16 protein-coding genes are annotated in these 26467 nt (G+C 38.8%); 10 read left to right on the top strand and 6 right to left on the bottom strand.

From position 1 onward, the window contains the following. Nucleotides 1–7: 7 nt before the first annotated feature. The 8 genes from surE to mutS all read left to right on the top strand — a co-directional run bounded on the left by surE (nt 8) and on the right by mutS (nt 8705). Nucleotides 8–748, top strand: coding sequence for a 5'/3'-nucleotidase SurE (surE, locus tag DV427_RS03710; RefSeq protein ID WP_114891341.1), 741 nt, complete (start codon nt 8–10; stop codon nt 746–748). A 29-nt stretch (nt 749–777) separates the two neighbouring features. Beyond that, a complete protein-coding gene (locus DV427_RS03715) occupies nt 778–1356 on the top strand; it encodes a YqaA family protein (protein WP_114891342.1) in 579 nt (192 codons plus the stop codon). A 9-nt stretch (nt 1357–1365) separates the two neighbouring features. Next, the gene (locus tag DV427_RS03720) at nt 1366–1551 is read left to right on the top strand and encodes a hypothetical protein (protein ID WP_114891343.1); all 186 of its coding nucleotides are present in this window, start codon (nt 1366–1368) and stop codon (nt 1549–1551) included. A gap of 23 nt (nt 1552–1574) precedes the next feature. Continuing rightward, nucleotides 1575–2885, top strand: a complete 1311-nt coding sequence (nlpD, locus tag DV427_RS03725; RefSeq protein WP_114891344.1) for a murein hydrolase activator NlpD — start codon at nt 1575–1577, stop codon at nt 2883–2885. 198 nt (nt 2886–3083) lie between these two features. Further along, the gene (tnaC, locus tag DV427_RS09665) at nt 3084–3164 is read left to right on the top strand and encodes a tryptophanase leader peptide (RefSeq protein WP_074031114.1); all 81 of its coding nucleotides are present in this window, start codon (nt 3084–3086) and stop codon (nt 3162–3164) included. A gap of 87 nt (nt 3165–3251) precedes the next feature. Continuing rightward, nucleotides 3252–4670 carry a tryptophanase gene (tnaA, locus tag DV427_RS03735; RefSeq protein ID WP_114891345.1) on the top strand — a complete coding sequence of 473 codons (1419 nt, stop codon included), beginning with the start codon at nt 3252–3254 and terminating at the stop codon, nt 4668–4670. An 83-nt stretch (nt 4671–4753) separates the two neighbouring features. Then, nucleotides 4754–5986 carry an aromatic amino acid transporter gene (locus DV427_RS03740; protein WP_114891346.1) on the top strand — a complete coding sequence of 411 codons (1233 nt, stop codon included), beginning with the start codon at nt 4754–4756 and terminating at the stop codon, nt 5984–5986. 133 nt (nt 5987–6119) lie between these two features. Further along, nucleotides 6120–8705 carry a DNA mismatch repair protein MutS gene (gene mutS, locus DV427_RS03745; protein ID WP_114891347.1) on the top strand — a complete coding sequence of 862 codons (2586 nt, stop codon included), beginning with the start codon at nt 6120–6122 and terminating at the stop codon, nt 8703–8705. A gap of 52 nt (nt 8706–8757) precedes the next feature. Here the strand turns inward: mutS and DV427_RS03750 are convergent, their stop codons facing one another. Next, nucleotides 8758–11637: a TonB-dependent hemoglobin/transferrin/lactoferrin family receptor gene (locus DV427_RS03750; protein WP_114891348.1), complete on the bottom strand. Its 2880-nt coding sequence runs from the start codon at nt 11635–11637 to the stop codon at nt 8758–8760. 105 nt (nt 11638–11742) lie between these two features. Next, nucleotides 11743–14817 (bottom strand): TonB-dependent hemoglobin/transferrin/lactoferrin family receptor, encoded by a 3075-nt coding sequence (locus tag DV427_RS03755; protein WP_205334664.1) that lies wholly within the window; start codon nt 14815–14817, stop codon nt 11743–11745. Nucleotides 14818–15081: 264 nt separating this feature from the next. Between DV427_RS03755 and DV427_RS03760 the strand changes: the two genes are divergently transcribed. Together DV427_RS03760 and cydC are read left to right on the top strand one after the other, a co-directional pair. Continuing rightward, nucleotides 15082–16827, top strand: coding sequence for an ABC transporter ATP-binding protein/permease (locus tag DV427_RS03760; protein ID WP_114891350.1), 1746 nt, complete (start codon nt 15082–15084; stop codon nt 16825–16827). Further along, the gene (gene cydC / locus DV427_RS03765; protein WP_114891351.1) at nt 16820–18478 is read left to right on the top strand and encodes a thiol reductant ABC exporter subunit CydC; all 1659 of its coding nucleotides are present in this window, start codon (nt 16820–16822) and stop codon (nt 18476–18478) included. The genes DV427_RS03760 and cydC overlap by 8 nt, the downstream gene beginning before the upstream one ends. An 84-nt stretch (nt 18479–18562) precedes the next feature. Here the strand turns inward: cydC and DV427_RS03770 are convergent, their stop codons facing one another. The 4 genes from DV427_RS03770 to DV427_RS03785 form a co-directional block, all read right to left on the bottom strand. Next, complete coding sequence (locus DV427_RS03770; protein ID WP_114891352.1) at nt 18563–19594, bottom strand: type II toxin-antitoxin system HipA family toxin; 1032 nt, start codon at nt 19592–19594, stop codon at nt 18563–18565. Next, complete coding sequence (locus DV427_RS03775; protein WP_005635266.1) at nt 19591–19911, bottom strand: HipA N-terminal domain-containing protein; 321 nt, start codon at nt 19909–19911, stop codon at nt 19591–19593. The genes DV427_RS03770 and DV427_RS03775 overlap by 4 nt, the downstream gene beginning before the upstream one ends. After that, nucleotides 19899–20207: a helix-turn-helix domain-containing protein gene (locus DV427_RS03780; RefSeq protein ID WP_114891353.1), complete on the bottom strand. Its 309-nt coding sequence runs from the start codon at nt 20205–20207 to the stop codon at nt 19899–19901. The genes DV427_RS03775 and DV427_RS03780 overlap by 13 nt, the downstream gene beginning before the upstream one ends. A 230-nt stretch (nt 20208–20437) precedes the next feature. Further along, nucleotides 20438–26173, bottom strand: a complete 5736-nt coding sequence (locus DV427_RS03785; RefSeq protein WP_114891354.1) for a YadA-like family protein — start codon at nt 26171–26173, stop codon at nt 20438–20440. Between the last annotated feature and the right edge of the window lie 294 nt (nt 26174–26467).

Raw genomic sequence — 26467 nt, forward strand, 5'->3', positions numbered from 1 at the left:
AAGTACAATGCGAATTTTAGTCAGTAATGATGACGGTTTTCACGCGGAAGGCATTCAAGTTTTAGCAACAGAATTAAGAAAAATTGCAGAAGTCATTGTTGTTGCACCTGATCGTAATCGAAGTGCAGCATCAAGCTCGCTCACATTAGTTGAGCCTTTGCGCCCACGCCATTTAGACAGTGGCGATTATTGTGTGAATGGTACACCAGCAGATTGTGTGCATTTAGCATTAAACGGATTTTTATCTGGCCAAGTAGATTTAGTGGTATCAGGCATTAATGCGGGTTGTAATATGGGCGATGATACGATTTATTCAGGCACATTAGCCGCAGCTCTTGAAGGGCGTCATTTAGGCTTGCCTGCTATTGCGGTTTCGTTAGATGGTCGTCAACATTATGAAACTGCAGCACGAGTCGTGTGTGATCTCATTCCAAAATTACATCATCAATTATTAAACCCTCGTGAAGTTATTAACATCAATGTACCAGATTTACCTTTTGAAGAATTAAAAGGTTACAAGGTGTGTCGCTTAGGTTATCGTTCATCTTCCGTTGAAGTGATTAAACAAAGAGATCCACGAGATGAAACCATTTATTGGATTGGTCCCTCTGCATTACCCGAAGATGAAAGCGAGGGAACAGATTTCTATGCTGTGAAGAATGGTTATGTGTCTATCACGCCAATTCAGGCAGATCTTACTGCACATCATTCACTTTCGGCTTTACAAGATTGGTTAGCGCAGGAATAATGACTTGTGTTAGCAAATAGAGAATAAATATGAAAATTTTCGGCGCGATGTATGATAAGACGATGGAATGGTCAAAACATCGTTTTGCTGCTTTTTGGCTCTCTTTTGTAAGTTTTATCGAGGCAATATTTTTTCCTATTCCGCCCGATGTGATGTTGATCCCAATGTCTATGTCAAAGCCGAAAAGTGCGGTGAAATTTGCATTTTATACGGCAATTGCTTCTGTCATCGGCGGGGTGATTGGTTACGCAATTGGTTATTATGCAACGGATTGGGTAGAAAACATTGTACAACAATGGGGGTATGGTGCGCATTGGGAAAAAGCCGTCAGTTGGTTTGAGCAATGGGGCGTATTAGTTGTGTTTGTGGCTGGTTTTAGCCCAATTCCTTACAAGGTGTTTACTCTCTGCTCTGGCGTAATGCAAATGGCATTTTTCCCTTTTGTCATCACCGCATTTGTTTCACGTTTAGCGCGTTTCTTGCTGGTGGCAAAATTAGCCGCGTGGGGCGGTGAAAAATTCGCAACAAAATTGCGAAAATCTATTGAAATTATAGGTTGGTCAGTCGTTGTGCTGGCTGTCATTGCTTACTTTATATTGAAAAACTAGGATAGAAAAATGAATAAATTAGGTCTTATTTTAATGGCTGGATTCGTATTAGTTGGATGTGCATTAGAACCAGTTAAAGATCCAGATGCATTACCAAACGGTATTATGCAACCAGTAGAAGGCACAGGCGCTGTTGCTGGCGGTAGTTTTATGCCAGAAATTCAAAAAAATACAATGCCAGCGCAAATGAAATAATAAAGGAACAATAAGGAATTACTATGAAAAAATCATTTCTCTTACTCCCTTTGAGTCTTGTTGTATTATCGGCTTGTACCTCTAATTCTCCCGCTCCAATCAGCAATGCTGATGGCAATCTTTCCCCAGGCATCATGCAACCAGTCAATGGCGAAAGTGCGGGCGGTTCTTGGCAACCTGAAATTCAAAAAAACACGGTACCCGCGATGGGCGGTGTACCAACAGGCGTGCAAACACCACAACCAAATTTTCAGCCGACTTATCAACAGCCTGCCATGCCAGCAGCGCCTGCTCAACCGGCATTCAAACCTGTGCAGCCAGCGTTTCAGCCGGCTCAAAAACCAGTAGCGCCAACACCAGCTCCAGCGCCAGTGCAAACAAAAACAATCACTAAAACAGTTTCTGATTGCGTAGGTTCTCAACATATTAATGTTCCGCGCAACCCAAATACCAATGCACCAGATTATAGCCAAATTGAAAAAGGCTCTTACAAAGGCAATACCTATAAAGTAAACAAAGGCGATACCATGTTCTTAATCGCTTACTTGGCGGGGATTGATGTAAAAGAATTAGCTGCATTGAACAACATGACAGAGCCTTATAGTTTGAGCCTAGGACAAACTTTAAAAATCTCTAATTGTGGTACAAAAACAGTGACAACAACGGTTCCTGTAAAACAACCTGCGGCAGCAACGACAACAACTACTGCGGCTGCACCGACAGCACCTGCAGAACCGGCTGTCACCTATACGCCAGGTGTAAATGGTACGCAAATGGGATCGGATGGCACAATCATTGGACCAATTAAATCTGGCGCAGGTGTAGCAAATAGCGCACCAGCAATGGCACTGGTTGCGACAACTCCAGTTGCTCCTGGGCCAACACCATCAGCACCAACTACGCCAGTAGAGAACACCAATAGCACACCGATTAATGCCAATGTTGTTGCTCCAATCGCATCAAATGTTGCATGGCAATGGCCGACTTCAGGTAATATCATTCAAGGTTTCTCCAATACTGATGGAGGAAATAAAGGGATTGATATTAGCGGCTCTCGTGGACAGGCTGTTAAAGCGGCTGCATCAGGTCGCGTCGTGTATGCAGGCAATGCTTTACGTGGTTACGGTAATTTAATCATCATCAAACATAATGATGATTTCTTAAGTGCTTATGCGCATAACGATAAAATTCTTGTAACCGATCAACAAGAAGTCAAAGCTGGTCAAGAAATCGCAAAAATGGGTAGCTCTGGTACAAATACCGTGAAACTCCACTTTGAAATTCGCTATAAAGGTAAATCAGTGGATCCAGTACGTTATCTTCCAAGACGTTAATCTTCCTCTAAAAAGAGCGGTGAAAATCTCAACAAATTTTCACCGCTCTTTTTTATTAAAAATATTCTGTGAGGAGCATCACAAAATAAAAAAATAATAGATGACAATGTTAAATTTTATATTATTCTGATAATGCTTCGTAGTTAGAAGTCAGTGTTAAGTTTTATTAAGTATCTCTTCTCTTAAAAGGAGTTTAATATGCTCAACTTGCTCTCTCCTAACCAAACTTGGGTTCTTGTTGATCCAAGATTATCTTTTTATTTTCCCATAATTTATTAATCCTTTCTTATTAACCATCAACGTGTTTTCATTTTAGAAAATAATTTTTTATTTAAACTAAGCAAATTAATTTTTGGGGATTTTGCTATGGAAAATTTTAAACATTTACCTGAACCTTTCCGGATTCGTGTTATTGAACCAGTAAAAAGAACTACTCGTGAGTATCGTGAACAAGCGATCTTAAAATCAGGCATGAATCCATTTTTATTGGATAGTGAAGATATTTTCATTGACTTACTCACAGATAGCGGTACTGGTGCTGTTACACAAGATATGCAAGCTGCAATGTTACGTGGCGATGAAGCCTATAGCGGCAGTCGCAGTTATTATGCGCTAGCTAAAGCAGTGAAAGATATTTTTGGTTATGAATATACAATCCCTACTCACCAAGGCCGTGGTGCTGAACAAATTTATATTCCGGTATTGATTGCTAAACGTGAACGTGAAAAAGGTTTAGATCGCAGCAAAATGGTGGTTTTCTCTAACTATTTCTTTGATACCACACAAGGACATAGCCAAATTAATGGGGCAACGGTTCGCAATGTTTATATAAAAGAGGCATTTGATACAACAGCAAAACATCCATTTAAGGGTAATTTCGATTTAGAAAAATTAGAAAAAGGAATTCAAGAAGTGGGAGCACATAATGTACCTTACATTGTATGTACCATTACTTGTAACTCTGCGGGTGGTCAGCCAGTTTCTATTGCAAACTTGAAAGGCATGTATGAAATTGCGCGTAAATACGATATTCCAGTCATCATGGATTCAGCTCGTTTTGCAGAAAACGCCTATTTTGTTCAACAACGTGAAGAAGCTTATAAAGACTGGACTATTGAACAAATTACTTACGAAAGCTATCGCTATGCTGATGGTTTAGCGATGTCCGCCAAAAAAGATGCGATGGTACCAATGGGCGGTATTTTAGCGTTTAAAGATAAATCAATGGAGGAAGTCTATCACGAATGTAGAACGCTTTGTGTTGTGCAAGAAGGGTTCCCTACTTATGGTGGTTTAGAAGGTGGTGCAATGGAACGCTTGGCTGTTGGCTTGCATGATGGTATGCGCCAAGAATGGCTGGCTTATCGTATCGCGCAAATTGAATATTTGGTTGCAGGCTTAGAAAAAATTGGTGTGCCTTGTCAACAACCGGGTGGCCACGCAGCGTTCGTAGATGCAGGTAAATTATTACCACATATTCCAGCCGACCAATTCCCAGCACAAGCACTTTCTTGCGAACTTTATAAAGTTGCAGGTATAAGAGCGGTAGAAATTGGCTCATTTTTATTAGGACGAGATCCGAAAACGGGTAAACAACTACCATGTCCAGCTGAGCTTTTACGCTTAACTGTACCACGTGCAACTTATACGCAAACTCATATGGATTTCATTATTGAGGCGTTCCAAAAAGTGAAAGAAAATGCAGAGAATATTAAAGGTTTAACTTTTACTTATGAACCAAAAGTTCTCCGTCACTTTACGGCACGTTTAAAAGAAATTGAATGATATAATGAAAAATGCAGTTCATTTTGAACTGCATTTTTTTATCAACAGCTAACTCAATAATTTGTTATTGATAAGGATGTTCTATGAAAAAACAACCTTCCATTTTTGGTGGCGCCTGTATTATTGCTAGTGTTTGCGTTGGAGCTGGAATGCTTGGTTTACCAACATCTGGTGCTGGAGCTTGGACATTATGGTCAGCATTAGCAATTTGTTTAACGATGATAGTCATGACATTATCAGGCTGGCTATTACTTGAGGCCTATTCTACTTATGATTTAAGAGCATCATTTAGTACCGTGACTAAAGATATGCTTGGTTCAACTATCAATTCTATTAATAATCTTGCTGTGTATTTTGTCGGGGGTATTTTACTTTATGCTTATACCACTGCATCTGGAGGTATACTAGAAAACCTTATTAAACCGTGGATTGATTTTGGTTCATCTACATTGGCAATTTGCTCCACTGTATTTGTATTAGTCTTTTCCTTCTTTGTTTGGCATTCCACTCGCATTGTAGACAGAATATCTGTTTTATTGATTGTATTCATGGGGTTTACTTTTATTTTTAGTACTTATGGATTAGCAACTAATATTAGTTTAGATACTTTATTAGATATTGGTGGAAAAGATACAAACTATGCAAAATATGCGGTAGGAATGTTTCCTGTTGCATTAACATCTTTTGGTTACCATCATTCTGTTTGTACGATGCGATCCTACTATGGGGAAGAGAAAAAAGCTAAATACGCCATTTTAGGCGGAACAGCAATTGCTCTTACTCTTTATTTACTTTGGATTTTTTCAATTTTTGGAAATTTGCCTCGCGATCAATTTGCACCTGTAATAGCTAGTGATGGCAATCTAGATATATTGCTTAATGCTTTAGGGGGAGTAATAGAATCTAACACGGTTAAACAAATGATTAATGCCTTTTCTATCGCCGCAATTTTGTCATCTTTTATTGGCGTAGGATTAGGCGTATTTGATTATTTGGCTGATTTCTTTAAATTTGATAATTGCAAAATTGGACGGACAAAGTCATGGGCAGTGACTTTCCTACCTCCACTAATTATGTCAATTTTATTTCCATTGGGTTTCTTAAAAGCCATTGGATATGCTGGCGCAGTAGCGACAATTTGGACTTGCATAATTCCAGCGCTTCTTGCTTATAAATCCCGCAAAATAAATGCAGCTGCAACATTCCGAGTTTGTGGTGGAAATGGCTTAATAATCTTTATTGCATTATTTGGTGTTTTTGTGGCTATTTTCCATTTTCTAGCAATGTTTGACTACTTGCCTGTCTTTAAAGGATAAATATCAACTGAAAGAGAGGTGAAAAATCTCAATAAATTTTCACCGCTCTTTTTTATCTGGCTTTTTCCCCTTGCGGCACCTAAAATAGCCGCCACAAAACCTATCTTTATTCAGTTTCAAAGCAGGTAATTAGATGATTTCCGAAGAAAATTTCCAACAACATACGCCAATGATGCAACAATATCTAAAACTCAAAGCAGAGAATCCAGATATTTTGTTGTTTTATCGCATGGGGGATTTTTACGAGTTGTTTTATGACGATGCGAAAAAAGCAGCGGCATTGTTGGATATTTCTTTGACGAAACGAGGTCAATCTGCAGGGCAACCCATTCCAATGGCGGGCGTGCCTTATCATGCGGTGGAAGGTTATTTAGCAAAATTGGTTCAGTTGGGTGAGCCTGTGGCGATTTGCGAACAAATTGGTGATCCTGCCACAAGCAAAGGGCCAGTGGAGCGCCAAATTGTGCGAATAGTTACACCCGGTACGGTAAGTGATGAAGCACTTTTGCCAGAGCGCCAAGACAATCTGATTGCGGCGGTATATCAAGAAAAAGAAAAATTTGGATTAGCCACTTTAGATATGACCTCTGGCCGTTTTCAGCTTTGTGAACCTGCAGATAAAGAAACATTACGTGCGGAATTGCAACGTATTGCCCCCGTGGAATTGCTATATTGTGAAGAATTTAACGAAATGACTGCGATTGAACATTGCAAGGGATTACGCCGTCGCCCGATTTGGGAGTTTGAACTTAGCACTGCCATTACGTTACTGAATCGACAATTTGGTACAAAAGATTTACGCGCCTTTGGTGTGGAAAAATCCCCTCTCGGCTTAAGTGCGGCAGGTTGTTTATTGCAATATGCAAAAGAAACCCAACGTACCGCATTACCCCATATTCAAAGCATTAGCTTAATTCAAAATCAAGACTGTATTCAGTTAGATGCAGCCACTCGCAGAAATCTTGAATTGACGCAAAATCTTGCGGGTGGCACAGAAAATACGCTAGCGTCTGTATTGGATAAATGCGTTACGCCAATGGGGAGCCGTTTACTGAAACGTTGGATTCACCAGCCTGTTCGTAATGTGGAAAAATTAAGACAACGCCAACAAGCGATTGCAGAGATTCTGAATTTTGATTTGGTCGATGAACTTCAGCCTTATTTGCAATTAGTTGGCGATATGGAGCGTATTTTAACGCGTGTTGCGCTGCGTTCAGCGCGTCCACGTGATCTCACTCGCTTGCGCACGGTGTTAGAACAAATTCCTGCATTACGCGCGATTGTTAAACAAAAAACACCGCCATTTTTAACCGCACTTTTCAGCCAAATTGCCGATTTCAGCGAGCAATGCGATTTATTGCAACGTGCATTGATTGAAACGCCTCCGCTTTTAATTCGGGATGGTGGTGTGATTGCTGAAGGTTACCATGCTGAGTTAGACGAATGGCGTATGCTGTCTGATGGCGCAACCCAATATTTGGAAAATTTAGAAAAACGTGAGCGTGAAAGCACAGGCATTGACACCTTAAAAATCGGTTTTAATGCAGTGCATGGTTATTACATTCAAATTAGCCAAGGGCAAGCGCATAAAGCCCCGATTCATTATGTTCGCCGTCAAACTCTGAAAAATGCAGAGCGTTACATTATTCCTGAACTCAAAGAATATGAAGACAAAGTGCTGAAATCAAAAGGCGCAGCGTTAGCATTAGAAAAACAGCTTTACGATGAATTGTTTGATTTATTATTACCGCACTTAGGCGCGTTACAACTGGCGAGCCTTGCACTTTCTGAATTGGATGTATTGGTCAATCTTTCCGAGCGCGCAGACACCCTCAATTATGTTATGCCAACATTCTGTGATGAAGTGAGTGTGAAAATTGAAAATGGTCGTCATCCTGTTGTGGAACAAGTATTGAAAGATCCTTTCATCGCCAACCCAGTGGAGTTAAATCACAACCGTCATTTGTTAGTTATCACTGGGCCAAATATGGGCGGTAAAAGTACTTATATGCGCCAAACCGCATTAATTACATTGCTGGCGTATATCGGCAGCTTTGTGCCAGCAGACAGCGCACGAATTGGGCCGATTGATCGTATTTTTACTCGAATTGGTGCGTCAGATGATTTAGCTTCAGGGCGATCAACCTTTATGGTGGAAATGACAGAAATGGCAAATATTCTTCATCAAGCTACTGCACAAAGTCTCGTGCTTATTGATGAAATCGGTCGCGGCACATCCACTTATGATGGCTTATCCTTAGCTTGGGCTTGTGCAGAATGGTTAGCCAAAAAAATCCGCTCACTTACATTATTTGCCACCCATTATTTTGAATTAACCGCATTGCCAGAACAGCTAGAAGGCATCGCCAACATTCATTTAGATGCCCTTGAGCATAACAACACCATCGCCTTTATGCATGCCGTACAAGATGGCGCAGCAAGTAAAAGTTATGGTTTGGCAGTCGCTGCTTTGGCGGGTGTGCCACAATCCGTTATTAAACTGGCAAAACAGAAATTAACACAATTAGAAAAAACCTCAGGCCATTCAGCCAATCAGCAAATTCAGACATTGCGTGAAGCCAATCACACTCAAGGTGAATTATTGTTTGAGCAAGAAACGGATGCACTAAGAGAGGCAATCGAAAAACTGGATCCCGATGATTTAAGCCCTAAACAAGCCTTGGCGTATTTGTATCAGTTAAAGAAAATGGTGGGGTAACATCATACAAAAGTGCGGTAAATTTTTACCGCACTTTTGGTTTTAGATATGATTAGAATTCAAATTGAACTGACATTCTATAGTTTCTACCTGGTGCGTAGAAACGGTTGATACCTAAGCCTGTTGATTGTTCTATAACATTACTTGTTCCGAATGAACGAATTGAACGAGCAGACTCCCAAGTGATGTATTTACGATTTGTGAGATTATATACACCAGCTCTTATGGTTAAGTTTTTAATTGGTTGAACATATCCAATAAAATCAAGGATTGTATAAGATTTACTACGCCATTTTATGGTTGTATCACTTTCGCCACGTTCTTTAGCATAGATATTATAAGTATCTTGTGGATTTTTACTTGCTACATGTGTCGTATAAAAATCGAAACCAAATTTATGATCTGGATGATCATATCCTAGTCCATACACCATCGTTTTAGGCTGAATTGCATTCATAGGAATATTGCCATTCATTCTTCCTTTTTGATAGGTATATTTATAGCTTAAGTTAAACCCATTCATAAATTTTGCCATCTTACCAAGGAATAGTTTTGAATTAATTTCAATACCTTTTACAGACGCATTATCTCTATTTATATTTTGATAAAGAGAAAATGGTAATGAGTTACCTCCGCTACCTAAAGTAAAATCTTTTTCTCCTTTAAATATTAGGTCGATAAAGTTTTTATAGTTAGTTTTAAATATACTTGTAGAGATAAATCCCCAATCATCATGATGTAAAGTTAATGCAATTTCTTTTGTTTTTGCTATTTCTGGTTTTAAATCAGTATTTGGCAGAATAGTAAAATCTGGATGTTTAAAAGTGAAATACATTTCATCTGAAGTTGGTGCTCTAAAACCTTTAGAGTATCTAAGTTGTAAACGAAGATAATTTGTTGGATCTATGGTTGATGTTAAGCTATAAGAATGCGCTTTATATTTTTTCTTTTGATTCGCAATATAATTGATGTTATCAATTGCATTTTGTTTAATTTGCTCTTCTGTTGGATCAGAATAATGACCTGGATTCCACCAAATCTCAGGGCCTTTAGGCAATGGAATATATAATCCTTTTACTATATCGTCTGGTAATTTTGGCGTTGAACCAGCTATGTAATGTGGTTTATAACCAATGTTGTCATAACGATAGCCTAAATCAAATGATAAATAATCATTGATAATGATATTATCAAAGAAATAAGCGGATTTACCTGTCGTTGTCACAGGTAATAAGAATGAATACTCTGGATCAACTCGAGGACAAAGAAAGGCATTCCAGGTAGATGATTCTTCACAGGTTTCTGGAATGTGCGAGTCTGTTTTAGCGCCTAAAGTACGTTCAGCCCACCATTTTACATCATGAGCATCATTACCCGCTCTATTTACCATTTGCTTCGTTGTTTTATTATACGAAACACCATATTGGAGATTATGCTCAGTATTCAATTTTGTAAACGATTTTGTTAGATCCAAGTTAGTTTGCTGGGTATTGGTATCAAGATCTCGTTCTTGCCATAGGCGTTCTAAATAGCCTTTACTTGGCAAGACTATATTATCTCTCCAGGTTATATTACGTGGTTTAGCGAACGTTTTGCCATTCTGTTCAAATTTGTCATCTAACATCAAAGGCATTTTTTCAACAGTTCCAGACCAACCTACAGATCTCCAGTAAGTTACAGGTTTTGTACAGTCATAAAGAGAACAATCAAACCAATATTCATCTCCTCTTTTTAGAGTAAAACCGTTAGTTTTTTCAGAATTATCTGTATCAATATAGGTGTCTTTATTTTTTAATTCGATATCAGTTCCATCTCGTCGAGTAATTTTTCCATCTTGAAGCTTTATTCCATGTGGATTGGCTGTTTCAAGACAATTACTACCATCACAGTATTCGTCAGTTCTTGCTCTAGTTTTTATTTTTTGTTTTGAAAAAGTAATTTTTAACGTATCCCAAAATAAGTTCGTTGAAAAATTTTCGTAAGAAAATGAGAAATTACTTCGTTGGGTTTTATCATTTGTATGTCTAGATTCAACTTCAGGGGTTTCATTACCACTACGTTGATATTTTAGTGTATAGGATAAATCTTGCCCACGAGAACGATGTTCATATAAATCAGCTGATGCCGTAAAACGATGGTTTTCAGTAGGATTAAAAGAGAATTTTAATAATGTACTGTCTTGCTCAATTTTGTATGGGTCTGCTTTTTCTCTACGTTTACCTTGGACGAGACTATCCGCATTTTTATAATCATAGTTTTCAAGTTCATGCCCATTTCTTCTTGTTGCAACCACTAAGGCATCGAACTTTTTATAACGTCCAGCAAGAGTAAGGGTATTGAATGATTGATTATTTTCCGTAGCGTATCCCGTTTTGTAGCTTACATAGTAATCCTTGTTAAGGAGATAATCCCTCGCATCTTTTGTTTTATAAATTACAGATCCACCTAAGGAACCACTACCATTCTTAATAGAATCAGCTCCCTTGGTAATATTTACTTCTTTTAAAGTTTCAATTTCTGCACCATTACGAGTGTTATTGAAGTTACCATAACCCTCAAAAAGCTCTTTAAAGCCTTGAGAAGATAATGTTTCAGCTTGCGCTAATCCATCAATATTAATAGAAACTCGATTTTCATCAACGCCACGAATGGTAAAACCACTGTTACCAAAACGTCCAGCTTCAACAACAGTGACACCTGTTTCATATTTAACGATATCTTTGATATTTTGAGCCTGCTGTTTTTCTAAGCTTTTCGCTGTTTTTACAGTTTCGGCAATTTTTGGAGGTGTTTTCGGATCACTATGTTCGGTAGAACCAGATACATTAATTTCCTCAAGCTGTTGTTGAGTTGGTTCATTAGCATAAGCAACACTTGCCGTTAGCCCAAGCATAACGGAATACGCAAGCAGATTTAATCTAAAATTGGTCATTTTTTTCCCTCGTTAAAGATAATATGCAAATTAAATTATGTATTTAAATTAACCGCACATTTACTATCACTACTATTATTATGTGCGGTTTAGATAAGAGTACACCTAAAATTCTAATTGAATAGATGCTCTATAATTTCTACCTGGTGCGTAAAAACGATTTAAGCCTATACCTGTTTCAGTATCTATTCGGTTGATTGTACCGATAGTTCGAATAGATCGGGCTGATTCCCAAGTAAGATATTTTTGATTTGTTAAATTATAAACACCAGCTGTAAATGTAAGGTTTTTAATTGGTTTCCAGTAAGCAATGGCATCTATCACAGTGTAATGCTTATTGCGCCATAATGCTCTTCTATCAATAACTTTTTCGTTACCATTTACTGTTTTTGCTGGCACTGTTTCAATTGCACCAGTATTAATATTTTCTGCTTGACGTTCAATCATGCTATGCCATTGAGGGTTAAAGCTGTCTTTTGCCTTTTTGGCTGAGACATCGGTAATATAAAAATCTAATCCCCATATTTTATTAGGTGAATCATAACCTAAATTGTATACGGATGTGGTTGGTTGCAAAGCGTTCATTGGCTGGTCTTGCAAGGCCATATTCATATATTTAGGGTTATGTTCTAATAATTTTTTATATCCCTCTAATGGCTTACTATCTTTTATTCGACCTTTTTGATAAGTCAACTTATAACCCAAATGGAATCCTTCTAATTTTTCAATAAGATCTCCTATTTCTAGGTGAGTAGAAATTTCAATTCCGTTTACTTTTGCCTTATCACGATTCAAACTCTGATAGAATGGATAATAAGACGATTTACTTTGATCAATTGGACGTTCACCTAAATATGCCAAATCAATAAAATTCTTATAATCGGTTTGGAATAAATTAGTAGTGAAATAACTACGTTCTCTATAAAAAGTAAAGGCAATTTCTTTTGTTTTAGCTTTTTCTTCTTTTAAATTAGTATTTGGTAAAAGTGAAAATTGAGGATGTTTAAATGTTATATACATTTCATCAGGCGTTGGCGCTCTAAAACCATTAGAATATTTAAGCTGTATTCTTAACCAATCTGTTGGATCCAAGTTTAATCCTAAATTATAGGAATGATGCTTAAATGCTGTTGATTTTTGAATTGCATTTAAATTGTCTTGTACATTTTTTATATAATCGGCATGATTATAATTATACCAGCCATTGCCTCCAGTTAATGCACTATCTGGAATAGGGATCATTGTACCAGCTAATAATCCACGTGGAATTTCAGGATCTTGTCCTAAGCGGTAATGCGGTAAATGTCTGACATTGTCATATCTATAATTTAAATCAAAACCAAGCCAATTTGTTACTGTAAAATTATCACCTAAATAAAATGCATGGTTTTTAGTTTTAACAGGGATTAGGTAACTAGAGCTTCCTGCAGCACTTTCTTTAAGTTGGCAACCAGGCCATTTATTTGGATATGGAGTATATTGAACTGGGAATGTTCCAGAAATAGGCTCATTGCATATGAAATTATCCGCCCACCATTGAACATTAGCTCCTTTATATCCCTCTTTATTAACCATATTTTTTTCTGTTTCAGAATATAGTCCACCATATTGCACTGAATGGTTAGTTTTACCTAAAGAAAATGACTTATCAAAATCAAAGTTCAATTGTTTTGTATTTGTATTTAAATCACGATCATTGTAGTAGTTATTACTATATCCTCGACTATGGGGTAATACGTAAAAGGCTTCTTCTGACTGAACGCCCCCCCATGAGTTTGGAATTGATTTTGTCGGAATGTAACCATATGTTTTCCCATTTATAGACTTAGTTTGGATATCTCTAGGTTCAAATAAATATTTTGAAGTATAGTTCTCATCATTTTTAATAAAAACTTGATATTTTTTTGAACAATCTAATTTACTACAGTCTAATAGCAAATGTTCTGTACTCACTTCACGATAATCAAAACCACTAATCTTATTACCGTGGGAATCTGTGTATTCAGATTCAGTACTATAATCCCCTTCAACTCCTTTCCCAGTGATATATCCACCCCATTTATCTTTTATTTTATAAGTGCCATCAGAACTATCTAATTTCAATCCTTGCTTATTATCAACATCAATACAATTTGTATTGTTACAATATTCATCACTACGAGCTTTATTTTTAATTTTTTGAGATGAATAAGTTAGTTTAAAGTGATCCCAAAATGGAGTTTGTGTAAAGTTTTCATAAGAAAATTGGATATTTTCTCGTTTAGATTTATCGTGAATAAGGCGTTCCCCTTGACTGGTTTCAGTATTAACATAAGAACTAGGGCGTAATGAATAAGATAAATCTTGTCCATCAGTTTTTAATATTGATTTATCAACAGCTACACTAAATCGATGATTTTCTGTTGGTTCAAACCCTAATTTCACTAAAGTACTATTACGGGAAATGGAATAAGGATCTGTTTTTTCTCTTTTAATTCCGACAACCTTATCATCATAACTTTCATAACCATAATTCTTCATTTCATTGCTATTACGTTCAGTATGAACAATTAATGCATCAAACCCTTTATATCGGCCAGCAGCAGTAAGAGACACCGTATCTTGACTATTCATACTTTGAGTTGAACGTTTAATACTGAAGTAATGATCTTTTCCTATTAGATAATCTCTAGCATCTTTTGTATCAAAGATAACCGAACCACCCAATGCCCCACTACCTGATTTTAAAGAGTCAGCACCTTTGGTAATAGTCGCTGTTTTTACATTCTCTATTTCTACATCATTACGAGTATTATTAAAATTTCCATAGCCTTCAAATAGCTCTTTAAATGCTTGTGAACTTAAGGTTTCAGCTTGACGAAGTCCATCAACCATAATACCTACACGGTTTTCATCAACTCCTCGAACAGCATAACCACTTGCTCCTGTTCTTCCTGTTTCAACAACACTAATACCCGTTTCATAACGTACTAAATCTCGAGAATCTGAAGCCTGTTGTTTAGATAATTTTTTAGCCGTGATTTGGGTTTCACCAACTTTTTTTTCTTTTACATTTACTGTTTCTGTATTACCTGAAACATTAATTTCCTGCAGTTGTTCAAGTTCGTTGGCGTAAACTGCTCCTGTTGTCAGCCCAAGCATAACGGAATACGCAAGCAGATTTAATCTAAAATTGGTCATCTTTAACTCCATGAAAAGGTAAATAATAATGATTATCAAGCATATTATAAGAAAAAGTATTTTCTCACAATCAGAAAATTCTGTTTTTGATTAAAATCAAACAATAAAAATTATTCTCATTATGCTCTATATTTAAGTCCACTTGTTCTCTATAATGCAAGCCATCGATTGTTCATGTTAGAAAGCATGCGCAATCGTTTTAAATTTCACCATTAAATGAAAAGTGCGCATTGATTGTGTACTTCTTTTTTAGGAGCAATCATTATGATGATAGATAAACGCCTAATTAACACGGTGGCCGATAGTAAAAAATGGATTGGCGTCACTGTGTTGTGGAATTGGGTGGCGTTAGTTGGCGGGATTATTAGTGCCGTCGTGTTTTCTTATATTTTACAGGCCGCTTATTTTAAAGAGTTGACGATGTCAAGTGCGGTGGGTTTAGGTGTGATTTTAATTGCGGCATTGGCACTGCGTGCTTTTGCGGGTAAAAAATCAGTGCAAGCGTCTTATTTTGCCAGTACAAAAGTGAAGCATGAATTGCGTAGCCTTATTTACCGTAAATTGGCTTCTATGCCTCTGAACCAAGTGAATCAACAATCCACTTCAAGCATTATCCAAGTGGCATCAGAAGGTGTGGAACAGCTTGAAATCTACTTTGGGCGTTATTTGCCGCAACTTTTTTATAGCTTGCTTGCACCGCTTACCCTCTTTGTTTTCTTGATTTTTTTCAGCTTTAAAACAGCCATTATTTTATTAATTTGCGTGCCGCTTATCCCTATGTCGATCATTGCGGTGAATAAAATTGCGAAAAAACTTTTGGCAAAATATTGGTCGATTTATGTGGGATTAGGCAGCAGCTTTTTAGATAACTTACAAGGTTTAATCACCTTAAAAATCTATCAAGATGATGCTTACAAGGCGAAAGAGATGGATAAAGAGGCTGAGCATTTCCGCAAAATTACCATGAAAGTGCTTACTATGCAGCTTAACTCGGTATCACTGATGGATTTACTTGCTTACGGTGGTGCTGCAATCGGGATTTTAACCGCACTATTGCAATTCCAAGATGCGCAACTCAGCGTCTTAGGCGTGATTTTATTTATTCTACTTTCCTCCGAGTTCTTTATTCCGCTTCGTTTGCTTGGTTCATTCTTCCATGTGGCGATGAATGGTAAAGCGGCTTCAGATAAGATCTTCACATTACTTGATACGCCAGTGGAAACCCAACAAAGTGCGGTGGATTTTGAAGCCAAAAATAACGTTCAAGTGGAAATTAAAGATTTACATTTTGCGTATTCTGCAGAAAAACCGGCCATTCAGGGTTTAACTTTAACGATTCAACCAAATCAACTTTCTGTGTTTGTGGGTAAAAGTGGTTGCGGTAAATCAACCTTAGTTTCCTTGTTGATGGGCTTTAATAAAGCGCAACAAGGTGAGATTTTGTTTAATGGACAAAACGCCTCTGAAGTTGACCGCACTTCTTTCTATCAAAAAGTATCGTTGGTGAGCCATAGTAGCTACGTGTTTAAAGGCTCTCTGCGTGAAAATATGACAATGGCGAAAATTGATGCCAATGACGAGCAAATTTATGCTTGTTTAGAACAAGTGAATCTTGCCCAATTTGTACGCGAAAATGGCGGATTAGATATGCAATTATTAAGCCGTGGTGCGAATTTATCGGGCGGTCAAATTCAACGTTTAGCCTTAGCGCGTGCTTTATTACACAATGCCGAGCTTTATATTTTTGATGAAGCGACCAGTAATATTGATGTGGAAAGCGAAGAAATTATTTTGCAGTTCATTCAACAATTTAAACAACAAAAAACCATTGTGATGATTTCTCACCGCTTGGCAAATGCGGTAAATGCCGACTGTATTAACGTACTTGACCAAGGCAAATTGATTGAGCAAGGCACACACGAAACCTTAATGGCAAAACAAGGTGCGTATGCTGAAATGTTCCAACAACAAAAAGATTTAGAACAAATTAGAGAGGTGGCAAATGCGTAAAAATGGTTTTGTTGTAATGGGGCATTTGTTGAAATTAGTGACTCCACTGGCGCACATTATGGCGTTCACCATTACTATGGGTACGCTCGGTTTCCTGGCGGCCATCTTTATTATGGTGCTGGGTGCGATGGGGTTAGTGAATCTTCTTAACTTTGACACCCATTTAAGTTTCTCTGGAATTTTGACCGCACTTATCGTATTGGCGGTGGCTCGTGGTGCATTGCGTTATTTAGAGCAAATGTCTGGGCACTATATTGCTTTTAAATTACTCGCATTATTGCGTGACAAAGTGTTTTCTTCTTTGCGCCGTTTGGCTTTTGTTAAGTTGCAAGATAAACAAGCAGGGCAATTAGTGTCATTAGTAACCAATGATATTGAATTACTCGAAGTGTTCTATGCACATACCATTGCACCAATTATGATTGCGTTCTTTACCTCTGCGATTTTATTGTTGGTCTTTGCGCATCTTTCTGGTTGGTTTGTACTTGTGGCATTGGCTGCTTATTTAACAGTAGGCGTGATTTTACCAATTATCACCACCAAATTGGCGCGTGAAGATGGCAGACGTTATCGTGAATTAGTGGGCGAAATGAATGACTTCTTCCTCGATAGCGTGCGTGGTATGAAAGAAATTCAGCTTTTCGGCTATGCGAAACAACGTTTAGATGAAATTCAACAACGCAGCCAAAAAATTGATACGGCTTTTAAGCGCATTAAAGACCAAGAAGCGAAAGTCCGTGTTTATACTGAAGTGGCGGTATCTGTTTTCAACATCATTATGCTATTTACCGGATTAATTTTATTTAGCTTAGATAAAATTGATTTTTCTGCCTTTTTAATTGGCGTGATTTTATTGATGTCGAGTTATGGTCCAGTTATCGCTTTAAGTAACCTTTCAAGCAACTTATTACAAACCTTGGCTTCAGGTGAGCGTGTATTGAGCTTGCTAGCAGAAGAGCCAGAATTAAAAGATGTAGAAAGTGCGGTCGATTTAAAAGATGTTTCTCGCATTGATGTAGAGAACGTAAACTTCGCTTACGGCGAAGAACAAATTTTATCGGATGTCAGCTTATCTGTGAAAAAAGGTGAAATCTTAGGGATTCACGGCAGAAGCGGAAGCGGTAAAAGTACCTTGTTGAAATTGCTGATGCGTTTTTACGATCCAAAATCAGGCAGCATTAAAATTAATGGCGAAACTTTACCGAATATCAACACTCGTAGTTTGCGTGACAATATGGCATACATTACTCAGCAAACCTATATTTTCAACGAAACCATTGAGGAAAATATCCGTCTTGCTCGCCGTGATTCAACGTTAGAAGAAATTATGGAAGCAGCGAAGAAAGCCTCAATTCATGATTTCATTTTAAGCTTACCACAAGGCTATCAAACAAAAATGACCGAATTGGGTGGCAATCTCTCTGACGGTGAAAAACAACGTATCGGTATTGCACGAGCCTTCTTGCATAATGCGCCGATTATTTTACTCGATGAACCAACCAGTAATTTGGATAGCTTAAACGAAGCAATGATTTTGAAATCATTACTCGATGTAAAAGCTGAAAAATTGATTATTCTCGTGAGTCATCGCCAATCCACCATGGCTATTTGTGATCAGGTGATTGGTATAGAAAACGGCAGAATGTCCTAAATTAATATAAGAAAAAAATCGCACTGTTAAAGGTGCGATTTTTTTGTTAGAGGAAAAAAGTGCGGTGAAAATTTCCTTTAGATTTTATAGCTCAGGTTCATTTAATACGTTAAGTAACGCTAAACGCTTAAGATAATTTTTCAGTACGCAATCAATATGTGGCTGCGGCATAAACGATTGTGAATAAATCTGCTCCACCTTTTCCTTTTCTTGTGTAATTTCAGGAATTAATTTTTGAATAATCACATTTTTATTTAATCCAATATTTTCCCCAAACTCGACAAAATCATCGCCGATATATTCACCGTATTGAGTATTAAATCCTTTGGCGAGTGTGGCATACCCCTCTTCTCTCGCTAACAATGGCAAGGCAAGTAGTGTTGAATTAAATATTTCAGGATAGGGCGACACCGACACAAAATCATAAATTGGAGCAAGTTTTGGATGACTGTTTTTGGGATAAATAAATGAAAAATTGCGTAAGTGAAGATCATTATTTCCCAATAAATAAGCGTAAATAATTCGACGAAAAATTTCTCGTTGTTGAGCTAAATGATTTTCAGTGTGCTGCAAAATAAACTTAGCAATTTGTTCATAACTCACATATTGCTCATTATCAGCACCTATTTTTCCATACTTGTCTCGAATATTCATTGCACCATCAAGTTGTTCTTGGTGCATTGGTTTTTGCTGTTCATCACGATCAAAACGCTTTATAACAAAAGCAAATTCTTTCTGATTTTCTTCACCAGCAAAAGAAACTAAACCATTTTCTGGCACATCAAACCCTAATTCTTTCATAATGCGCATGGTGGCATGTTCATTTTCAGCTAAAAAAGGATACTCTTCTGGAGAAGGCTTTAAAATATAATTTCCTTGTTGATTTACGCTGTCAAAGTGATCATCATTGATAATAAGCTGTAATTTTGGTTGAAAACCTGAAATGCTCATTCCTTGCTGTTTTTGGGGTTTCACTGTAATAAATTCTTGGCGAGAAAAGGGTAATTCAGGATTGAAATTTTTATTGCCTGTAAGGTAATGCAAACCTTCAGTGCTGTAACCTGAAAGTGCTTCATTTTTCTTCAATGGCTTTAATAAAATACGACAAAAACTCATTGTTTCTCCTCCTGAATTTGCACTGCGCCTAACATATTTTCTCCATTATTAAGTAAAAAGCGAAACATATCACCTTCATCAATTCGTTGATGAAATGCATATTTGTGTTTTAGCCAGCCTTCTGGGACGAGCGATGCAAAATAAGGGAATAAGGTGTCAGAATGAAAAGGGCTTTGCTCAATAGGAAAGCTGAGAGAGAGCGGTATTCCTTGATAATCGGGATTGTAAGCAAAATGAAAACCACGATGATCTTCTCTAAGTAAGCCAATAAATTCACCGTAGAGAAATACTTTTCCCGAGCGGACTAAATCGCGCATAGTGAAACCCCTAATGTTTGAGCAACAAGAAACACGGTTGTAAATCGAACTTGGCTTGGATCTTGAAATAAGCGATTCAATGTAGAAATAGACACGCCAGTTTGCAGTTCCAACATACTAAGCTCAATACCAAGTGATTTACGCTTGTCATTGAGCATTTTTCCAAATGCTTTGAGATCGGTAATTTTCCCTGCGTAAAGCTGTTGTCTTTGCGCTTGCTCATAGGCAATGACAGCTTGCTGAAGCTTTTTTAATTCATCAATTTGATTTTCTAATTGCGCACTAATGTTGTCCATATCTGATATTTTTTTATGTCAATTACATTAAATACATCATATATGAATAAATTTTTATTTAAAACATCTTTTTTGATTTTTTTTTGTAAAAAATTTAATTTTTTGTTTAAAAATGATATTTTTCTTTTTCGGAAATAGGCGCGTTGAGACAAAAAAAAGTGCGGTGAAAATTCACCGCACTTTTTGGATTTATTCATGATGGGAAAATCCCATCATAAACGATTACGCTATTACCATTGGTAACCTACGCCAACTCCGGCACCCACATCACCACTGGTGTTTGCGTTACCTTGAAGTTTTAAGATCACCTTGCCATTGTCGCTTGCACGAGAGTAACCTACAGCTAAAGCATTTTGGCCTTTGAATGTACCAGCCGAAGCCGCAACCATTGATTTACCCGGTGTGTAAACCTGTGGTAATGCTGCCGCTGCATTTGCACCCGCGATACCAGCACGAGCTTCTTTGCCATATTTATTAACTTTTCTGTCTAGGCGGTTAAATTCACCTGCATGGTTGTTAATAACTTGGCTAAGATTATCAACTTTACCTTCAACGCGATTAATATTCTGTGTATTTTTATTCACTTGAACATTAGTTGCATGTAATTGGCTACCATTTACTGCATCTGTTGAAGTTGCAGAGATTACACCTGGTGCAACATTTTGGATTTGAGCTTCGTTACCCTTATCACCTACAGAAACCACACGAGTGTCTGGACCTGTTTTACCCGCAACAGTTGCTGAAGGATCAATACTATAACTACCAACATTTGCTTTACCGGCTTTCGCACCAGCTCCGATTGCGACAGAACCTTTAGCTGCTTCCGCTTCAACTGTAGCACCGTTGCCAATGGCAACTGCATCTTCAACAGCTGCATTGCTGTTTCCGCCAATTGCGACACTATTTGTGCCAGTTGCTTTCGCCGCATTACCAGTGGCATTTGCTTTGATATAGTCGTTGCCTACAGTTACAGTCATCTTACCGTTTTCAGACTTGCCTTTTACGGTAAGTCCAGTGCCTGCCTCTGCTTTAAAATCAACTACATCCGCATTTTTCACAGCGGTAGCGATGTTATTGTCAGAGGTTGAAATCACCCAACCTAAGTTTTTCGCATCAGAAATGGTAATTGCGTTTCCACCATTCGAATTATTTAAATCAATTAAACCATTTTTCGCCTGATCAGCTGATTTACCCGTTGCTGGCGTAACTGGTGTTTGTTCTACAGCACCTGTGTTTGGTTTACCATTTGTTAAGTCGCCTGCTTTGTAATATTTACCATCTACATTGACGATTTGCTCACCCTTGTCATTATAGGCAATGGTATTTGCACCCTTAGGTAAACTTAATGTGCTGGTATCAACATCTACAGAAACTGTCGTCGTATCTACACCTGTAGCAGCATCGCGTTTAGTTACTGCTTTAATAACAGTACCTTTACCATTTACAAAGTTGACTACATCGTTCGGCGTTACTTTTTCATATTTCGCCGGATCAGTTTCTTCTTTGTTTTCAGCGTCTTCTACAGTTGTTTTACCGTTTTGTTGAACAAAGAAGCCCGATTTATTCACAGTTTGATCAAGTTGGTCTTTATTCACCGCTTGATCAGGATTTTCTGCCCAACCAACATTGTTTAATTGAACGCCGTCTTTACCTGCGTTAATCACATCTTTGTCTTTGCCGGCTTTTTCAGCTTTCTCCAATTCCGCAACTTGTTTCGCAGCTTCTTCTAATACTTTTGGTAAAAGTTGTTTTGCGGTTGCAGTTGGATTCTCGCCTCGTACTTTTTTAATTGCCGCCGCCATTGCTTTATCTTCAATTGCAGTGCGGTATGGATTGCCCATATTTGAGTTGGCATCAGATAAAGTAGCGCCCGTTTTCACAGGTGTTTGCGCTTCAGGGGCTTTGTTATTGGTCAATTTCACTGTGCCATCATTATTAACATCAGCCTCTTTATACCAGTTACCATCATTCGCTTGTTTTAAGTTATCACCAGCTGAATTTTTCACGTTTGCGTAATTAATAGGCAAATCAGTGTCGAATTTCACCACGGTTGTGGTTTGTTTTTCACCTTTGGTATTGACTTCGTCAACGGTTGCAGTTTTCACAGTGATACCTTTTCCATCAGCAAAACGAACTTCATCACTCGGATTAACTTTTTCATCTGCATTTTGGAATTTACTATCTGCAAGAGCATTTTTTACTTTGCCTACAGTCCAACCAGATTCTTGGATTGCTTTGTAAACCGTGTTGCCATCAACAAAGTGATTACCCTTATCAACATTGCTCACTTCAACAGGGGTTGTTGTGGTGTTATCTACCACTTTTCCATCAGCATTTACCGTGTAATTTGAAGGCTGTTTACCTTGTTTTGCTGTTGGAGTTTCACCGCTGAAATCTACGTCTTCTCTTTTGTAGAGTTTACCGCCAAGATCAACATAAGTTGTACCACCAATGTTATATTCGCCTTTTTTAACTACTTCACCTTTTTCAAGAGAAATGTTGATATGACGAACACCATCTTTTGTTTCACCCGTTACTTTAATACCGTCAGTGCCATTAAAGCGCACTTCGTTTGCATTGGTCACTTTATCAGCGTAATCTTTTCCATCTTTACCAACGGAAACCACCCAACCCAAGTTTTTCGCATCAGCGACAGTTAATGCATTAGACGCAACAGAGTGCTCTAAATCAGCTAAGCCAGTTTTTGCTTTTTTCACCAGATCTGTCGCTGCAGCATCATTTGTTGATGGAGTCGGAGTCGGAGTCGGAGTCGGTGTTGCTGTTGCTGTTGCTTTCAATTTACCATTTTCAAATTGGTCTTTATTGTAATATGAATTACCCACTTTAACTAATGGATTACCTTCAGCATCATAAGCAATAGTATTCGCCCCCTGTGCCACGTTGGTTAAGGTTAGGTTATTACCAGCATTATGAGCTTTATCTTGCTCATCAGTTTTCACAGGATTGTTCATAGATGCAATAACATTGGTAGCGGTAACAGGCGTTACTTCTTCTGTTGCGTCAGTTACGTTGTCGGCCGTTGTGCCAGCAGGATAGTATTTACCATTAATGTTTACCGTACCTTCTGGGTAATATTGGCCATCAGGGTATTTCACTAACTTATTGCCATCTTTATCGGTATAAACCACCGGGAACGCATCACGTAAACCGGAAGCGACTGCATAAAGTTGCGAACCGTTAATCGCATCGGTTGAGGTAGAAGAAATCTCGCCTGCTGCAACGTGTTTGATTTGGCGTTCGCCGTAAACGGTTTCGGTTGAAGTGCCCGCAACATCGCTGTCTTTGGTATTGGCACTTGCCGTAGTTGTCGATTCTTCGCCTGTAATCAGATTTGTCGTTACGGTTGTTGTATTGGTTTTGCCGTCTGCAATGGTAATAGTTTTATCTATTTTTTTAGTTGGCGCACCGATAGAAACAAAACGTCCTTGCAATGCCAAGTCGGCTTTTTCTGCTTCCGAGCCGTCTGTTTTGGTTGCGCCCAAGTTGCCTTTGAAGCCGCTGTAAACCATTCCATTAACATTGGCAGAGTTGACTTTTTTCACTGTCGGCTCGCCATCACTGTTGTTACCTAACACAACGGCGTTTTCACGGTTTTCCAGGCGGCGGCCTATGCCATAGACTCTGACATTATTACCCAACACCATGACATTTTTTGCCCATACCCAGTTGTTTGAACCAACAACGAAAGAATTCTCACCAGTTTGGCCTTCTACAGGAGAGACTGAGGCAGTATCTAGACCTGTAACAGGATCTTTTTCACCTGTAGCAGTCCATTTCAGTCTTTCTCCAACAATATTGTCAACACCAAACGCTCCTGCACCCTTGCCCCTTACTTTATTGTTATAACCAAAAGATGAGCCCTTTTCTAAAACAACCTCGCTAGACGAGCCAACAGCAGTTGCATTTGGCGCACCAATAGTGGCATATCGTTTTACCTTATCAATAGTAGAGTAACCTGTTAATCCTGCAGTGGTATTTGCACCGATCACCACCGTATTAGGAGATGTGCCGTTTATTTTGGCACTTGCACCTGCGGCAAAAGCATTTCTTGAGTCATTTTGCACCACTTCCGCATCATCGCCCAATGCAACGGATGTTTGTGCCGCTGCAACGGAAGAACGACCGATAGCAATGGCACCGGTTTTGGATTTGCCGCTGCCGTATGTCGCTTTAAATACTTTTTCGGCTTCATCGTATGCTGCTTTACCCGCTGTTTGAGCTGTTTTGGCAGTGCTTAAAGCGGTTTGTGCTGTTTTTGCTTTGGTGATGCCGTTTTGCAACCGTTTTGCCAGGTTGACCAAATAAGCCAGATGCTCGTTTGCTTTACCGGTTTCGGTATTTTCTATGGCGGCGATTTTGTTAATCAGCGCTTCGTTATCAAGCATCGGTTGTGCATTTACCATATCTGCTTCACCGCTTGCCGTTAATTTTCCCGCCAGCGTGGTCAATTCGCTGAATGTAATGCCTGCCGCAGTCAACTCGTTTTGAATTTTGTTATTTTCAGCCTGATAAATCGTGCCGGTTTCGGCGTATCTGTTAATCAGAAGCTTAAGGTTTTGCGCTTCGGTAGATAAATTGGTTTTTGCCGCATAATTGTCGGCATCCGCACTATTAACTGCTTTATTCAAATTGCTGTATGTGTTGTAGGCTGAGCGGTATGTGTTGTAGGCGGTGTTTATGGCGTTTGATTCCGCTTCTGTTACCCCGGCAACCGAATCATTACCAAATGCAATGGTTTGTTGTCCAATTGCACGGGCTTTTGTACCTAATGCTGCCGCATTATCCCCAATCGCCATTGCGCCATTATTGTTCCGCCCATTATCATCAGAACCGATGGCTAAGGCTTGATTGCCATAAGCCGCTGCTTTTCTTCCCGATGCTATGCTGCGGACGCCGCCGGCAAAGGTTTCTACACCGAAGGCAGAAGCATCAGTTGTTGCAGCGTGTGCTTGTCGGCCGATTGCTATTGCTTGCTTAGCACTGTTCCAACCGGTTTCCGCATATGCACCCATTGCGATAGAGGATCTATCCGAACTGTATGTCTTATCGCCAATCGCAATACTTTGCAAACCGTTGGCAAAGGCTTTGTTGCCGACTGCAACGGATTTCACCCCTGCCGATTTGGTTTCGATACCTGCGGCAATTGATGCGCCGCCGATAGAGGTGGCTTTTTCTCCCAATGCCATGGAGGTAAAGATTCGTCCCTCTCCATCGTTCGCCAGACCATCTATTTTATACATGGCAGTCGCATCCCTGCCGATGGCGATACCGTTTCCTACAATGGTTCTTGAGTTTGCACCGATGGCAATACTGCTGCCCCAGTCTGCGCTGGCGTTGGAGCCGATGGCAACGGTGTTTTCGCCTGATTGGAAAGTGGCCTTCAAGCCCCGCTTGCTTCTGGCATCGCGGCCGATCACCACTGAATTGCCCGCCGTCGCCATTGCGCGAGTACCGATAGCAATCGCATCATGTACGCCACTTGATACGCCGCCGTCTGCTCTTGGTTCGACACGTGCCTGCGAGCCGATGGCAATACTGCGTTTATTAAGATTGTTGTTCGCATTGACGATTACACTTGCGCCAGAACCGATGGCAAGCGAGTCGTTACTCTCAGCATTCGCCCCATAACCTATCGCCGTTGCTCTTTCAATATTGCCATTTTTTCCTGCTACTGCTTTTTTGCCTACGGCAATGGAATCTTTGCCGGTTGCTTTGGCTTGTTCGTCGGTCGGAATGACCGTTGTACCTGCCGCCGTATCATGAGATATTGAGATTAAACCATCTGCAGCTGTATGTTCCGCAGCATATACTCCAGTAGAAAAAAGTGCGGTAGAAATTACGGCTAATTTTACAGATTTTGATTTGCCTTTGGCTGAGGCTAATTCCCCTACAGCTGTCCAAGTTTGCGTGGCGTGATTCCAAATTACTTTAAAAATGTTATTCATTAGATTCTTTCTCCTAAACTCAAATAAATGAGCAATCCGTTGCTTGTTTTATGAAAAATAATAAAAGACTTATGTTGAAAAGCAGACTGTTTAAGGCCATAGGGTGCGAATTTTACTGACAATAACAATAAATGAAAAGCGTCTTTACTTAACTTTACAATCTTTACATTTGATATGGATTATTCATGTCTATTAAACGTAAAATGGCGCTGTAAGTATCATATTTTTATTTATCCAGAAGTACAGGAGGAAAGCAATTCACGGAAAGTAAAGGATAATGTCAGTTTTCACTCT

Origin of the sequence: Haemophilus haemolyticus (assembly GCF_003351405.1) — a bacterium.
Taxonomy (GTDB): Bacteria; Pseudomonadota; Gammaproteobacteria; order Enterobacterales; family Pasteurellaceae; genus Haemophilus; species Haemophilus haemolyticus_N.